This window comes from Pseudomonas sp. AC255 (genome assembly GCF_979258175.1).
Genome location: NZ_OZ409841.1, coordinates 5508596 through 5522841, shown reverse-complemented (window position 1 = coordinate 5522841; position 14246 = coordinate 5508596). Strand labels below are relative to the sequence as shown.

Below are 14246 nucleotides of genomic sequence, written 5' to 3'. Positions count from 1 at the left end.
AGGGGATTTATCCCCGTTGGGTCGCGCAGCGGCCCCAAAACCTGCAACCACGATGTACCAGGTACACCGCGTGCAATGGTTTAGCGACTACTTCGCAGCCGAACGGGGATAAATCCCCTCACCACAGAGGCTCGCTCCCACAGCGGATCTCTGTTTGGTCAGGAAGCCCGGAGTGACCGGGCTCGCTAACGTCTTACAGCTTGATCCACGTCGCCTTCAGCTCGGTGTACTTGTCGAAGGCGTGCAGCGATTTGTCGCGACCGTTGCCCGACTGCTTGAAGCCACCGAACGGCGCGGTCATGTCGCCGCCATCGTACTGGTTGACCCACACGCTACCGGCGCGCAAAGCCTTGGCGGTCAGGTGCGCCTTGGAGATGTCCTGGGTCCACACCGCTGCGGCCAGACCGTATGGCGTGTCGTTGGCAATCTGGATGGCTTCTTCGGCGCTGTCGAAAGCGATCACCGACAACACTGGGCCGAAAATCTCTTCCTGAGCAATCTTCATCGCATTGCTCACACCATCGAAAATGGTTGGCTCGACGTAAGTGCCACCGGTCTCCTGGAGAATGCGCTTGCCGCCGGCGACCAGTTTGGCGCCATCGCTATGGCCGGATTCGATGTACGACAGCACGGTGTTCATCTGCTGGGTATCGACCAGCGCACCGACGTTGGTCGCCGGGTCCAGCGGATTGCCCGGCTTCCAGGTTTTCAGCGCCTCGATCACCATCGGCAGGAATTTGTCCTTGATCGAGCGCTCGACCAGCAGACGCGAACCGGCGGTGCAGACTTCGCCCTGGTTGAAGGCGATGGCGCTGGCGGCGGATTCAGCGGCGGCCTGCAGATCCGGCGCATCGGCGAAGACGATGTTCGGGCTCTTGCCGCCGGCCTCCAGCCAGACGCGCTTCATGTTCGATTCGCCGGCGTAGACCATCAGTTGCTTGGCGATCTTGGTCGAGCCGGTGAAGACCAGCGTGTCGACATCATTATGCAGACCCAGCGCCTTGCCGACAGTGTGGCCATAGCCCGGCAGCACATTGAGCACGCCTTTCGGAATCCCGGCTTCAATGGCCAGCGCAGCGATACGGATGGCGGTCAGCGGCGATTTTTCCGACGGCTTGAGGATCACCGAGTTGCCGGTCGACAGCGCCGGGCCGAGTTTCCAGCAAGCCATCATCAGCGGGAAGTTCCACGGCACGATAGCGCCGACCACGCCCACCGGCTCGCGAGTCACCAGGCCCAGTTGATCATGTGGGGTCGCGGCGACTTCGTCGTAGATCTTGTCGATCGCTTCACCGCTCCAGCTCAGCGCCTGCGCCGCACCCGGCACGTCGATGTACAGCGAATCGCTGATCGGCTTGCCCATGTCGAGGGTTTCCAGCAGCGCGAGTTCTTCGGCGTGCTGTTTCAGCAGGCTGGCGAAGCGGATCATGGTGGCTTTGCGTTTGGTCGGCGCCAGGCGCGACCAGACGCCGGAGTTGAAGGTGGCGCGGGCGTTTTCTACAGCACGGTCAGCATCGGCGGCGTCGCAGCTGGCGATCTTGCCGAGCAAGCGGCCATCGACCGGGCTGATGCATTCGAAGGTTTCGCCGGAAACGGCGTCGGTGTATTCGCCATTCAGGAAGGCGCGGCCTTCGATTTTCAGATCGCGGGCGCGTTGTTCCCAGTCGGCACGAGTCAGGGTGGTCATTCGGGTGTCCTCCTCTTATTGAATACGAGCACCGCAAGCGCTGCGGCGCTGTTCAAGAATTCTGCCCGGCCAGCCTGCACTTTCGGCCCGAGGCACCCGCCACCCTAAACCAGCGACCGGGTTTGTTTCAATATATTTGACATAAGCTGGCCATACGGCCTTGCGGTGTTCATTTTAATAAACATAGACTTTGGCTCATTCCAGCCAACGCGCCGTCATTAACGGAGAAAACAACAATGAACATCCAGAACGTCGTCGACATCAGCCTCGCCAGCAGCGAAGCCGAGCGTTATCGCCCGGACCCGGCGAAAGTGCTCAAGGGCGATCCTGAGCAGGCGGTGTTTCATCAATACGACAGCCCTTGTGGGCAAATGGGTGTTGGTGTGTGGGAAGGCGCGGTGGGCCAGTGGACGGTGAATTACACCGAGAATGAGTACTGCGAGATTCTGCAGGGGGTTTCGGTATTGCGTGACAGCGATGGCAATGCCAAGACCTTGCGCGTTGGCGATCGCTTCGTGATCCCGGCGGGTTTTCGCGGCACCTGGGAAGTGCTGGAGGCTTGCCGCAAGGTTTATGTGATCTTTGAACAGAAGGCTTGAGATGTTTGCTGGCTGATCGGCCCTCATCGCTGGCAAGCCAGCTCCCACAGGTTTTGTGCATGACACAGGTTCTGTGAAGACCGGCAATCAATGTGGGAGCTGGCTTGCCAGCGATAAGGCCTAACCGGTCACCGCAGAATCCAAGGCAAAAAAAGGCCCGTATCTCACGATACGGGCCTTTTTCGCAGTCAGGAAAAATCAATTACTTGATTTTGCCTTCCTTGTACATCACGTGCTTGCGAACAACCGGATCATATTTCTTGATCTCGATTTTGTCCGGGGTAGTACGCTTGTTCTTGTCGGTAGTGTAGAAGTGACCAGTACCGGCGCTCGAGATCAAACGAATCAATTCACGCATGATTAGCTCCCTTAAATCTTGCCATCGCGGCGAAGTTCGGCGAGCACGACAGTGATGCCACGCTTGTCGATGATACGCATGCCTTTGGCAGATACGCGCAGACGCACAAAACGTTTCTCTTCTTCAACCCAGAAGCGGTGATGCTGCAGGTTCGGCAGGAAACGACGACGGGTTTTGTTGTTTGCGTGGGAAATGTTATTCCCAGTCACCGGACCCTTACCGGTAACTTGACATACTCTCGACATGCCTCAGCCCTCTAAAACCACATGCCCAACCCGGCATGGGTTGGCCGCTTAATCTCTCAGTCATTTGGCGCCAGGCGCCGCGTTTCTTTAGAGGTCTTACCGGCTACACCTACAGTGAAGGAACCGGGCCCCTAGAAAAGAGCGCTGCTTTATACCAGAAAGACCGGGGTGCAACAACAATCGGTGTGCAATCAATCGGCAAAAGGGCGATTTTTTCCGCCGCAGACGCCTTGGACAAAGGCTGCGGCCAGTTTTGACCACTCGTCGCAGAAATCCCGTCCTACAGGCGATTCAGACTTTTCATCGGGCGGCCCACGCTAGAAACCGCGCAAGAGTGCGCCTGAAAATGCAAAAAGGGGATAGTCATTTGCAATTCAGAGCTCTAGGGTAGGACTTTTCCAGACTGCACTTGCAGATGGGCCTTCGATCTGTAAAGGAAACCGACCATGCGCCTCGCTGCCCTACCCCTGTTGCTCGCCCCGCTCCTGCTGAGCCCCCTTGCCCAGGCCGCCGCGTTGAGCGTGTGCACCGAGGCCAGCCCTGAAGGGTTCGACGTGGTGCAGTACAACTCACTGACCACCACCAATGCTTCGGCTGACGTATTGATGAACCGCCTGGTGGATTTCGACACCGCCAGCGGCAAGGTCATTCCGAGCCTTGCCGACAGCTGGGAAGTCAGCACCGACGGCCTCACCTATGTGTTCAAACTGCACCCGCAGGTGAAATTTCACACAACCGATTACTTCAAGCCGAGCCGCGAGCTGAGTGCCGAAGACGTCAAATTCAGCTTCGACCGCATGCTCGACCCGGCCAACCCGTGGCACAAAGTCGCCCAGAGCGGCTTCCCCCATGCGCAGTCGATGCAGTTGCCAACCCTGATCAAAAAGATCGACGCCCTTGACCCGCTCACCGTGCGCTTCACGCTTGATCATCCAGATTCGACCTTCCTCGCGACCCTGAGCATGGGTTTCGCCTCGATCTATTCCGCCGAATACGCCGACAAACTGATGAAGGCCGGCGCCACCGACAAACTCAACAGCCAGCCGATCGGCACCGGTCCGTTCGTGTTCAATCGCTTCCAGAAAGACGCGGCGATTCGCTACAAGGCCAACCCGGATTATTTCCATGGCAAGCCTGCCGTCGACCCGTTGATCTTCGCCATCACGCCGGACGCCAACGTGCGCCTGCAAAAGCTGCGGCGCAATGAGTGCCAGATCGCCCTGTCGCCGAAACCATTGGATGTACAGGCCGCGCTGAAGGAACCGACGCTGAAAGTCGAAAAGACTGACGCGTTCATGACCGCTTTCGTGGGCATTAACAGCCAGCATCCGCCGCTGGACAAGCCGGAAGTGCGTCAGGCGATCAACCTCGCCTTCGACAAGGCCAACTACATCAAAGCCGTGTTCGAAGACACCGCCGAGGCAGCCAATGGGCCATACCCGCCGAACACCTGGAGCTACGCGAAGAACCTGCCGGGCTATCCGCACGACGTGGCCAAGGCCAAGGCTTTGCTGGCCAAGGCCGGCTTGAAGGACGGCTTCCAGACCACAATCTGGACGCGGCCATCGGGCAGCCTGCTCAACCCGAACCCAAGCCTCGGCGCGCAGATGCTGCAATCGGATCTGGCCGAGATCGGCATCCAGGCAGAAATTCGTGTGATCGAATGGGGCGAACTGATTCGTCGCGCCAAGGCCGGCGAACATGATCTGCTGTTCATGGGCTGGGCCGGCGACAACGGCGACCCGGACAACTTCCTCACCCCGCAATTTTCCTGCGCAGCAGTGAAGTCCGGGACCAACTTCGCGCGGTACTGCAACGCCGATCTGGACAAGCTGATCAGCGCCGGCAAGACCACCAGCGAGCAAGGCGTGCGCACCAAGCTGTATGAGCAGGCACAAGCGCAGATCCAGCAGCAGGCATTGTGGCTGCCACTGGCGCACCCGACGGCCTACGCTTTGACGCGCAAGGATGTTCAGGGTTATTCCGTCAGCCCGTTCGGCCGCCAGGATTATTCCAAGGTCAGCCTCAAATAACCTGCCTGACACACCGGTGGATGGAAACAATCTGTGGGAGCGAGCCCGCTCGCGAAAGCGGTCATTCAGCAAACAATGATGCTGACTGATAAAACGCCTTCGCGAGCAGGCTCGCTCCCACAAGGTCCAGAATCGGCGCCGAGAACTACATCCAGCCACACTCCGCCATCGACAGCGGTTCGCCGTCTCCGACGATGAAGTGATCGAGCACTCGCACGTCAATCAGCTCCAGCGCTTTCTGCAGGCGCTTGGTCAGCAGCCGATCGGCCTGACTAGGATCGGTGTTGCCGGACGGATGGTTGTGACACAGGATCACCGCCGCCGCGTTATTGGCCAGCGCCCGCTTCACCACCTCCCGTGGGTGCACGCTGGTGTTGTCGATCGAGCCGCGAAACAGCGCCTCGAAATTAAGCACCTGATGCTTTGAATCGAGAAACAGGCAGCCGAACACCTCGTGCGGCTCATGCCGCAGCATCGCCTTGAGGTAATCGCGGACGACCTGAGGGTTCTCCAGTGCCGGTTTCTGTCGTGAGCGCTCGGCCAGATGGCGCTTGCTCATTTCCTGCGCGGCTTGCAGCTGCGCGAACTTGGCGGGGCCGAGGCCCAGTTGTTTGCTGAATGCGTCCTGATCGGCCTCGAGCAGCAAACGCAGGCCACCGAATTGCGTCAGCAGATGTCTGGCGAGGTCCACAGCGCTTTTTCCGGGCAATCCGGTGCGCAGAAAAATCGCCAACAACTCAGCGTCCGAAAGACTCCCTGCGCCGTGTTCCAACAGCCTTTCCCGAGGCCGTTCCGCCGCCGGCCAATCGCGAATACTCATAGCACCTCCTTGTCTGTGGGCGCCGCTGTTCCGTAGCGGTCGCTGTGATATCGTAGCCCATCTTTTTGGCGGTCGATTCAACCCTGGGGAGGGGTATCGCGCCGCCGTCATCAACGAAATGAAAGGCAGACCTATGCAGCGGCTGTATCGGAAACGCATCGTTCTGGGCGTCGGCGGCGGCATTGCGGCCTACAAGAGCGCCGATCTGGTTCGCCGCCTGATCGACCAGGGTGCCGAAGTGCGCGTGGTCATGACCCATGGCGGCGCCGAATTCATTACCCCGCTGACCATGCAGGCCCTGTCGGGCCACCCGGTTCACCTCGACTTGCTCGACCCTGCCGCCGAAGCCGCCATGGGTCATATCGAGCTGGCGAAATGGGCCGATCTGGTGCTGATCGCCCCGGCCACCGCCGACCTGATCGCCCGTCTGGCCCAAGGCATCGCCAACGATCTGCTGACCACCTTGGTGCTGGCCACCGACGCCGTGGTTGCTGTCGCGCCAGCAATGAATCAGGCGATGTGGCGCGACCCGGCGACCCAGGCCAACCTGCAACTGCTGGAAAGCCGTGGCCTGAAGACTTTCGGCCCGGCCTCGGGCAGCCAGGCCTGCGGCGACGTCGGCATGGGCCGCATGATGGAGGCCACCGATCTGGCCCTGCTCGCCGCTGATTGCTTCCAGCGCCAGGCCCTGACCGGCAAGCATGTGGTGATCACCGCCGGCCCGACTCAGGAAAACATCGATCCGGTGCGCTACATCACCAACCACAGCTCCGGCAAAATGGGTTTTGCCCTCGCCGAAGCAGCCGTGGAAGCCGGCGCCCGTGTCACTTTGATCAGCGGCCCGGTGCACTTGCCGACGCCTGATCGCGTGACGCGGATCGATGTGGTCAGCGCCCGCGACATGCTCGCCGCCTGCGAATCGGCCATGCCTTGCGACGTGTTCATCTCGTCGGCAGCGGTGGCGGACTACCGCCCTGAAGTCGTCGCCCCGCATAAACTCAAGAAAGATCCTACGAGCGGTGACGGCTTCGTCCTGCAAATGGTGCGCAACCCGGACATCCTTGCCACTATCGCGACCCGTCCCGACCGTCCGTTCAGTGTCGGCTTCGCCGCCGAAACCGAACACCTGCTCGACTACGCTGCACGCAAGCTGAAGGACAAGAATCTCGATCTGATCGTCGCCAACGACGTCGCCAACCCGAGCATCGGTTTCAACAGCGAAGAAAACGCCTGCAGCGTCATCGACCGTGAGCTGCACGCCACGGTTTTCGCCCAGACCAGCAAGAGCAAGATCGCTCGCCAACTGGTCACTTTTATCGCCGAACGTCTGAACCAGGTTTAATTTACATGCACGCTTTGCAAGCCAAGATCCTCGATCCACGCATCGGTAGCGAATTCCCGCTGCCGCAATACGCCACGCCGGGCTCCGCCGGCCTCGACCTGCGCGCCATGCTGGAACAGGACATCGTGATCAAACCGGGTGAAACCGTGCTGATTCCTACCGGCCTGTCGGTGTACATCGGCGACCCGAATCTCGCCGCGCTGATCCTGCCGCGCTCGGGCATGGGCCACAAACATGGCATCGTGCTGGGCAATCTGGTCGGCCTGATCGACTCCGATTACCAGGGCCCGCTGATGGTCTCCTGCTGGAACCGCGGCCAGAGCGACTTCACCATGACCGTCGGCGAACGCCTGGCGCAATTGGTGCTGGTACCGGTGGTGCAGGCGCATTTCGAAATGGTTGAAGAGTTTGTCGAGACCGAGCGCGGTACCGGCGGCTTTGGCCACACTGGCACCAAATAACCGGATAGAAATTATGGTGGTGAGGGGATTTATCCCCGTTGGGCTGCGAAGCGGCCCCAAGATTTTGGGTCTGCTGCGCAGCCCATCGGGGATAAATCCCCTCGCCACAAAAAATGCGCTATATCGGCAGCAGGTTTTAACACCGTAAATCAAGGTTTTGCCGGCCGAAAGCCACGCCAGCCGGGGCGTCATGGCCCTTTCATAGCACGAACTCTCTGTGGAAAACGCCGTCATACCCTTCAGTTTGAGCCTGCCGTCGAATCTTTCGCCGGTCTGTCCCGCCCTTTTCGAGATGGAGCATGTCCACAGATGAGCACCCCCGCCAAGATCGCCCCGACGCTGCCTGACAGCATTTTCCGCGCCTACGACATTCGTGGCACCGTGCCGGAATACCTCAACGGTGAAACCGCCTACTGGATCGGTCGCGCCATCGGCTCGCAGAGCCTGGCCCAGGGTGAACCGAACGTGTCGGTCGGTCGTGACGGTCGCCTGTCCGGCCCGGAGCTGGTCGCGGAACTCATTCGCGGCATCGCCGAGAGCGGTTGCCACGTCAGCGATGTCGGCCTGGTGCCAACGCCAGCGCTGTACTACGCCGCCAACGTGCTGGCCGGCAAGTCCGGGGTGATGCTCACCGGTAGCCACAATCCGTCGAACTACAACGGCTTCAAAATCGTCATCGCCGGCGACACCCTCGCCAACGAGCAGATTCAGGTGCTCCACGAGCGCATCAAGAACAATGACCTGAGCAGCGGCCAGGGCAGCGTCACTCAGGTCGAAATCCTCGACCGCTACAACACCGAAATCGTCCAGGACATCAAACTGGCCCGCCGCCTGAAAGTCGTGGTCGACTGCGGCAACGGCGCGGCCGGCGTGATCGCCCCGCAACTGATCGAAGCGCTGAACTGCGAAGTCATCCCGCTGTTCTGCGAAGTCGACGGCAACTTCCCGAACCATCACCCGGATCCGGGCAAACCGGAAAACCTCGTAGACCTGATTGCCAAAGTCAAAGAGACCAACGCCGATATCGGCCTGGCCTTCGACGGTGACGGCGACCGCGTTGGCGTGGTGACCAATACCGGCAGCATCGTCTACCCGGATCGCCTACTGATGCTGTTCGCTCGCGACGTAGTGGCGCGCAACCCGGACGCGGAAATCATCTTCGACGTCAAATGCACCCGTCGCCTGGTGCCATTGATCAAGGAATACGGTGGTCGGCCGCTAATGTGGAAGACCGGTCACTCGTTGATCAAAAAGAAAATGAAACAATCCGGCGCGCTGTTGGCCGGCGAAATGAGCGGGCACATCTTCTTCAAGGAACGCTGGTTCGGTTTCGACGACGGCATCTATAGCGCCGCACGTCTGCTGGAGATCCTCAGCAAGGAAAAATCCACTGCTGAAGAGCTGTTTGCGACCTTTCCGAACGATATTTCCACGCCGGAAATCAATATCCATGTGACCGAAGAGAGCAAATTCAGCATCATTGATGCACTGCACGATGCTCAGTGGGGCGAAGGCGCCGACCTGACCACCATCGACGGCGTGCGTGTCGATTACGCCAAAGGCTGGGGCCTGGTGCGCGCGTCCAACACCACACCGGTGCTGGTGCTGCGCTTCGAGGCCGATGACGAGGCTGAATTGCAGCGCATCAAGGATGTGTTCCACGCCCAACTGAAACGCGTTGCACCTGATCTCCAACTACCGTTCTGATCCACCCGGAGCCCTGAATGACCCTCGAACGCGAAGCCGCCGCCAACACTGCCAAGGTCCTGTCCGAAGCGCTGCCTTACATCCGACGCTATGTCGGCAAGACCCTGGTGATCAAATACGGCGGCAACGCGATGGAAAGCGAGGAGCTGAAAACCGGCTTCGCCCGCGACATCGTGCTGATGAAAGCCGTGGGCATCAACCCGGTGGTCGTGCACGGTGGCGGCCCGCAGATCGGTGATCTGCTCAAGCGCCTGTCGATCGAAAGCCACTTCGTCGACGGCATGCGCGTTACCGACGCGGCGACCATGGACGTGGTGGAAATGGTCCTTGGCGGTCAGGTCAACAAGAGCATCGTCAACCTGATCAACCGCCATGGCGGCAGCGCCATCGGCCTGACCGGTAAGGATGCCGGGCTGATCCGGGCAAAGAAGCTCACCGTCTCCCGCCAGACCCCGGAGATGACCCAGCCGGAAATCATCGACATCGGCCATGTCGGCGAAGTCGTCGGCATCAATACCGAGCTGCTGAACCTGCTGGTCAAAGGCAACTTCATCCCGGTCATCGCGCCGATTGGCGTCGGTGAGAACGGCGAGTCGTACAACATCAACGCCGACCTGGTGGCGGGCAAGGTTGCCGAAGCACTGAAAGCTGAAAAGCTGATGCTGCTGACCAACATTGCCGGCCTGATGGACAAGTCGGGCACCGTGTTGACCGGCCTGAGCACGCAGCAGGTCGACGACCTGATCGCCGATGGCACGATCTACGGCGGCATGCTGCCGAAGATCCGCTGCGCACTGGAAGCGGTTCAGGGTGGCGTAGGTAGTTCGTTGATCATCGACGGTCGTGTGCCGAACGCGATCCTGCTGGAAATCTTCACCGATACTGGCGTGGGTACGCTGATCAGTAATCGCAAGCGTCCCTGATCGCTGATACACCGGAGATCGCTGTCTGCGGCAGCGCCTGCAAATTTCGTTAATGCGAAATTTCTGTAGGAGCTGACGAAGGCTGCGATCTTTTTTGTGCGCGCAGGAAAAGCCTGACTCGACACAGCGAAACGTCCGACATCCCTCCAGAACAAATCTCCATAGGATCTTCCCCTCATCCAACGGAGATTCACTCATGCAGAAAGATTACGTTCCCTACGGCAGCGATGTTTCAGCAGGCACCTACGAATGCGTGGACTGCGGTCATCGTTATTCCAATCAAGCCAAGACTTCAATGCCGCCCTGCCCGCAGTTTCGCAAGACGGCGCATGTCCTGAACGGCTGGAAAACCCTCACCGGCCAAGGTGACGCCCCTCAAGATCCGTACCCGGAAAAAACCGAAAAGCCGGCTGCCAGCAAAAAATAATCCCGGAGCGCCTGAGCCATGCAGATCTCGTTCACGATCGACGCCGACGCTTTCGAGCAGGAACAGAAGGAACCGGTGAAAAAGACCTTGCGCATCGGCGACGCCGAAATCGCCCATGCGCTTTTCTGGTGGTGATCAGCTCGACGTGATTCGCGATGAATTGAACATGCTCATCACCCAGAACGAGCCGACCTTCAAACCCATCACCAAACGCAAGGGCCGCGCTGGACAGTTCGAGATCAGCGAAGATTCCCACGCATTGCTCTGCGCGACGCTGGGTCTGAATGCCGTTCAGTGACATCGTCGCGGTCAGTGGCTTGCTGCTGACCCTGACTACGTTCATGTTCAATCTGGCGTGGCCGGCGCTCAGGACTGGCGCTGAGACTGCTGATCAAATGGCAAAAACTGCGTAGACCACTGTAGGAGCTGCCGAAGGCTCGGGCCGCGATCGGACGATCTTTTGATCTTGATCCTGAAAAACAAGATCAAAGATCGCAGCCTTCGGCAGCTCCTACAGGTGCGTATCACACGCCAAATTGGGCGCGGTACGCTTCCACGGCTGGGAGGTGTTGCTTGAGCTGCGGATCGTCGGCGAGGAACTCCAACACCTGATTCAGCGAGACGATGCTGATCACCGGAATGCCGAAGTCGCGCTCGACTTCCTGGATGGCCGACAATTCGCCGTTGCCACGCTCCTGGCGGTTCAGCGCGATCAGCACACCGGCGGCTTTGGCGCCGTCTTGGGAAGCGATGATCTGCATCACTTCACGAATGGCGGTGCCGGCGGTGATCACGTCGTCGATGATCAAGACTTCGCCAGTCAGCGGCGCGCCAACCAGGCTGCCGCCCTCGCCGTGGGCCTTGGCTTCCTTACGGTTGAAGCACCATGGCAGGTCACGGCCGTGATGTTCGGCCAGCGCAACGGCGGTCGTGGCCGCCAGCGGAATGCCTTTATAAGCCGGGCCAAACAGAACGTCGAAAGAAATGCCGCTCTCGGCGATGGCGGCGGCGTAGAAACGCCCCAGCTGCGCCAGGGCCGAACCCGAGTTGAACAGGCCGGCGTTGAAGAAGTAGGGACTGGTGCGCCCGGACTTCAGGGTGAACTCACCGAAGCGCAAAACGCCGCGATCGATGGCAAAACGAATGAAATCGCGCTGATACGCTTGCATGAAAAAACCCCAAATACCACGGATTTAGCTAATTAGCTTGACGCCGTGTATCATACACGCACGCGATTTTTGGGGCCATTTATGCGGATCATCAGTGTGAACGTCAATGGTATTCAGGCGGCAGTCGAGCGCGGTTTGCTCAGTTGGCTGCAAGCCCAGAATGCCGACGTCATCTGCCTGCAGGACACCCGTGCCTCCGCCTTTGAACTGGATGACCCAGCCTTCCAACTGGATGGCTACTTCCTTTATGCCTGCGATGCTGAAGTCCCTGCCCAAGGCGGCGTGGCTTTGTATTCGCGGTTGCAACCGAAGGCTGTCATCAGCGGTCTCGGTTTCGAGACGGCCGACCGCTACGGGCGCTACCTGCAAGCAGATTTCGACAAAGTCAGTATTGCCACCTTGCTGTTTCCTTCGGGGATGAACGGCGATGAGGACTTGAACCAGAAGTTCAAGCTCATGGACGATTTCGGCAAGTACCTGGACAAACAGCGACGCAAACGTCGCGAGTACATTTACTGTGGCTCGCTGTACGTTGCGCAGCAGAAGCTCGACATCAAGAACTGGCGCGACAGCCAGCAATCTCCAGGCTTCCTGGCGCCGGAACGCGCCTGGATGGACGAGATTGTCGGCAACATGGGCTATGTCGATGCGCTGCGCGAAGTCAGCCGCGAAGGCGATCAGTACAGCTGGTGGCCGGATAACGAACAGGCCGAGATGCTCAATCTGGGCTGGCGTTTCGATTATCAGATCCTGACCCCGGGCCTGCGTCGCTCGGTGCGCAGTGCACGCCTGCCGCGTCAGCCACGGTTTTCGCAGCACGCGCCGCTGATCGTCGACTACGACTGGACGCTGACCATCTAAGCGTCGTATCGCAGCCAAAGAAAATGCCCGCATCGTGAGATGCGGGCATTTTTTATGCGCCGTGCTTCCTAAACCGCAGCGAAGAATGGCAAGGCCAGGTACAGCTTGATCACGATGACGTTAACGATATCGATGAAGAACGCTCCTACCATCGGCACCACCAGAAACGCGATTTGCGAAGGGCCATAGCGCTGCGTCACCGCTTGCATGTTGGCAATGGCCGTAGGCGTGGCACCCAGACCGAAGCCGCAATGTCCCGCGGCCAGCACTGCGGCATCGTAGTTGGCGCCCATCACCCGGAACGTTACGAAAATCGCGAACAGCGCCATGACCAGCGCCTGCACGGCCAGAATGATGAAGATCGGCAATGCCAACGCCGCCAGATCCCAAAGCTTCAGCGACATCAGCGCGATCGCCAGAAACAGCGAGAGGCTGACATTGCCGAGCACGGAAACTTCACGTTCGAACACCTGATACAAGCCAAGTGCTGACAGACTGTTGCGCAACACCACACCTACAAACAGCACGCAAACAAACGTCGGCAGTTCGAACGCAGTGCCATGCAGAACGCCATTCAGAAGGTTGCCAGCGAGCAGGCTGACGGCAATCAGCGCCAGCGTCTCGACGAACGAAAACGGCGTGATTGAGCGTTCCTTGTTTGGCTGTTCAAAACCTCTTGGCAGTCGCGGCGCTTGTTGCGGATTGCAACCCGGCACTTGCACGCGCTTGATCAGCAACCGGGCAACGGGCCCACCGATCAGACCACCCAGCACCAGACCGAACGTCGCTGAGGCCAGCGCCAGCTCTGAAGCCGACGCCAGGCCATATTTCTCGCTGAACACCGCGCCCCATGCCGCGCCAGTGCCGTGGCCGCCGGCCAGCGTGATCGAGCCCGTCAGCAAGCCCATCAAAGGGTCGAGCCCGAGCAGGGTTGCCAAGCCGATACCCATGGCATTTTGCACCACCAGCAAGCCAATGACCGCCAGCAGGAAGATACCGACTATGCGGCCGCCCTTCTTCAGACTGGCAAGGTCAGCACTCAAGCCAATGGTGGCAAAGAAAGCCAACATCAGGGGGTTTGCAATGATGTATCGAAGCGCACTTCAATGTCGAAAGTGCGCAATATCAACAGGAGCACGGCAACCACCAGGCCACCCGCTACCGGTTCAGGAATATTGTAACTTCGCAGAAAGCCGACACGCGTAACAAGTCCGCGTCCGAGCAGCAGTACTAAAGAAGCGGCCACGAGCGTGCCGTAGAAATCGAGCTCAATCATGTGGATTATTCTTGGCTAAGTATTCACGAGGCGAGCGTTTACCTGGGCTCGACGGGTGAACCGGCTGATTTTCTCAACACTGATTACTGGGGAATTCAAGTGCCATCGATGGCTTGAACATATCGGAATGTTTCAACCGAAACATTACATCGGGCAACTTTAACAACCAGCTCGCGCCAATAACAAGAACGGGAATAAGCACTGGACCGATCAGTTGTGACCAAAGATGTAATAGAGGAACATCAGCAAATAAATGCCAAGCCGCACATCGTTAACAGACTAGTCCTACAGCAAAAACCAATTATTAAGTTGCACAAATAAAAATACCCCGATAAGTC

13 protein-coding genes and 2 pseudogenes are annotated in these 14246 nt (G+C 59.0%); 9 read left to right on the top strand and 6 right to left on the bottom strand.

The window, feature by feature from the left end; translation table 11 throughout:
• Window positions 1-193 precede the first annotated feature (193 nt).
• Window positions 194-1687, bottom strand: coding sequence for an aldehyde dehydrogenase (locus tag ACZZ0K_RS24840; RefSeq protein WP_041476638.1), 1494 nt, complete (start codon window positions 1685-1687; stop codon window positions 194-196).
• 236 nt (window positions 1688-1923) lie between these two features.
• On the opposite strand from ACZZ0K_RS24840, the gene ACZZ0K_RS24835 reads away from it, so the two are divergent.
• The gene (locus ACZZ0K_RS24835) at window positions 1924-2286 is read left to right on the top strand and encodes a cupin domain-containing protein (RefSeq protein WP_150742913.1); all 363 of its coding nucleotides are present in this window, start codon (window positions 1924-1926) and stop codon (window positions 2284-2286) included.
• A gap of 202 nt (window positions 2287-2488) precedes the next feature.
• Here ACZZ0K_RS24835 and rpmG read toward each other — a convergent pair whose 3' ends face one another.
• A complete protein-coding gene (rpmG, locus tag ACZZ0K_RS24830; RefSeq protein ID WP_016772554.1) occupies window positions 2489-2644 on the bottom strand; it encodes a 50S ribosomal protein L33 in 156 nt (51 codons plus the stop codon).
• Between the two features lie 11 nt (window positions 2645-2655).
• Window positions 2656-2889 (bottom strand): 50S ribosomal protein L28, encoded by a 234-nt coding sequence (rpmB, locus tag ACZZ0K_RS24825; protein ID WP_007920377.1) that lies wholly within the window; start codon window positions 2887-2889, stop codon window positions 2656-2658.
• A gap of 446 nt (window positions 2890-3335) precedes the next feature.
• Here rpmB and ACZZ0K_RS24820 point away from each other — a divergent pair, with 446 nt between their 5' ends.
• Window positions 3336-4922, top strand: a complete 1587-nt coding sequence (locus ACZZ0K_RS24820) for an ABC transporter substrate-binding protein (protein WP_150742912.1) — start codon at window positions 3336-3338, stop codon at window positions 4920-4922.
• A 145-nt stretch (window positions 4923-5067) separates the two neighbouring features.
• On the opposite strand, the gene radC is transcribed toward ACZZ0K_RS24820, so the two are convergent.
• Window positions 5068-5742, bottom strand: coding sequence for a RadC family protein (gene radC, locus ACZZ0K_RS24815; protein WP_041476636.1), 675 nt, complete (start codon window positions 5740-5742; stop codon window positions 5068-5070).
• A 133-nt stretch (window positions 5743-5875) separates the two neighbouring features.
• On the opposite strand from radC, the gene coaBC reads away from it, so the two are divergent.
• From coaBC to ACZZ0K_RS24785, 6 genes and pseudogenes are all read left to right on the top strand, one after another.
• Window positions 5876-7084, top strand: coding sequence for a bifunctional phosphopantothenoylcysteine decarboxylase/phosphopantothenate--cysteine ligase CoaBC (gene coaBC, locus ACZZ0K_RS24810; RefSeq protein WP_016772551.1), 1209 nt, complete (start codon window positions 5876-5878; stop codon window positions 7082-7084).
• A gap of 5 nt (window positions 7085-7089) precedes the next feature.
• The gene (gene dut / locus ACZZ0K_RS24805; RefSeq protein ID WP_041476635.1) at window positions 7090-7545 is read left to right on the top strand and encodes a dUTP diphosphatase; all 456 of its coding nucleotides are present in this window, start codon (window positions 7090-7092) and stop codon (window positions 7543-7545) included.
• Window positions 7546-7848: 303 nt separating this feature from the next.
• Window positions 7849-9252: pseudogene (locus ACZZ0K_RS24800) on the top strand (phosphomannomutase/phosphoglucomutase); the annotation flags it as partial.
• 17 nt (window positions 9253-9269) lie between these two features.
• Window positions 9270-10175: an acetylglutamate kinase gene (gene argB / locus ACZZ0K_RS24795; RefSeq protein WP_016772548.1), complete on the top strand. Its 906-nt coding sequence runs from the start codon at window positions 9270-9272 to the stop codon at window positions 10173-10175.
• A 196-nt stretch (window positions 10176-10371) separates the two neighbouring features.
• Window positions 10372-10602, top strand: a complete 231-nt coding sequence (locus ACZZ0K_RS24790; RefSeq protein ID WP_041476633.1) for a hypothetical protein — start codon at window positions 10372-10374, stop codon at window positions 10600-10602.
• 115 nt (window positions 10603-10717) lie between these two features.
• Window positions 10718-10900, top strand: coding sequence for a hypothetical protein (locus tag ACZZ0K_RS24785; RefSeq protein ID WP_236167771.1), 183 nt, complete (start codon window positions 10718-10720; stop codon window positions 10898-10900).
• 226 nt (window positions 10901-11126) lie between these two features.
• On the opposite strand, the gene pyrE is transcribed toward ACZZ0K_RS24785, so the two are convergent.
• Window positions 11127-11771, bottom strand: a complete 645-nt coding sequence (pyrE, locus tag ACZZ0K_RS24780; protein WP_016772544.1) for an orotate phosphoribosyltransferase — start codon at window positions 11769-11771, stop codon at window positions 11127-11129.
• An 81-nt stretch (window positions 11772-11852) separates the two neighbouring features.
• Here pyrE and ACZZ0K_RS24775 point away from each other — a divergent pair, with 81 nt between their 5' ends.
• Window positions 11853-12632: an exodeoxyribonuclease III gene (locus ACZZ0K_RS24775; RefSeq protein ID WP_016772543.1), complete on the top strand. Its 780-nt coding sequence runs from the start codon at window positions 11853-11855 to the stop codon at window positions 12630-12632.
• 68 nt (window positions 12633-12700) lie between these two features.
• On the opposite strand, the pseudogene gltS reads toward ACZZ0K_RS24775, so the two are convergent.
• A pseudogene (gltS, locus tag ACZZ0K_RS24770) lies at window positions 12701-13908 on the bottom strand (sodium/glutamate symporter).
• Window positions 13909-14246 lie beyond the last annotated feature (338 nt).

Excerpts from the sequence above, each read along its gene's own strand:
- ACZZ0K_RS24840 (WP_041476638.1), bottom strand. The coding sequence starts at position 1,687 with ATGACCACCCTGACTCGTGCCGACTGGGAACAACGCGCCCGCGATCTG.
- ACZZ0K_RS24835 (WP_150742913.1), top strand. The coding sequence starts at position 1,924 with ATGAACATCCAGAACGTCGTCGACATCAGCCTCGCCAGCAGCGAAGCC.
- rpmG (WP_016772554.1), bottom strand. The coding sequence starts at position 2,644 with ATGCGTGAATTGATTCGTTTGATCTCGAGCGCCGGTACTGGTCACTTC.
- rpmB (WP_007920377.1), bottom strand. The coding sequence starts at position 2,889 with ATGTCGAGAGTATGTCAAGTTACCGGTAAGGGTCCGGTGACTGGGAAT.
- ACZZ0K_RS24820 (WP_150742912.1), top strand. The coding sequence starts at position 3,336 with ATGCGCCTCGCTGCCCTACCCCTGTTGCTCGCCCCGCTCCTGCTGAGC.
- radC (WP_041476636.1), bottom strand. The coding sequence starts at position 5,742 with ATGAGTATTCGCGATTGGCCGGCGGCGGAACGGCCTCGGGAAAGGCTG.
- coaBC (WP_016772551.1), top strand. The coding sequence starts at position 5,876 with ATGCAGCGGCTGTATCGGAAACGCATCGTTCTGGGCGTCGGCGGCGGC.
- dut (WP_041476635.1), top strand. The coding sequence starts at position 7,090 with ATGCACGCTTTGCAAGCCAAGATCCTCGATCCACGCATCGGTAGCGAA.
- argB (WP_016772548.1), top strand. The coding sequence starts at position 9,270 with ATGACCCTCGAACGCGAAGCCGCCGCCAACACTGCCAAGGTCCTGTCC.
- ACZZ0K_RS24790 (WP_041476633.1), top strand. The coding sequence starts at position 10,372 with ATGCAGAAAGATTACGTTCCCTACGGCAGCGATGTTTCAGCAGGCACC.
- ACZZ0K_RS24785 (WP_236167771.1), top strand. The coding sequence starts at position 10,718 with ATGCGCTTTTCTGGTGGTGATCAGCTCGACGTGATTCGCGATGAATTG.
- pyrE (WP_016772544.1), bottom strand. The coding sequence starts at position 11,771 with ATGCAAGCGTATCAGCGCGATTTCATTCGTTTTGCCATCGATCGCGGC.
- ACZZ0K_RS24775 (WP_016772543.1), top strand. The coding sequence starts at position 11,853 with ATGCGGATCATCAGTGTGAACGTCAATGGTATTCAGGCGGCAGTCGAG.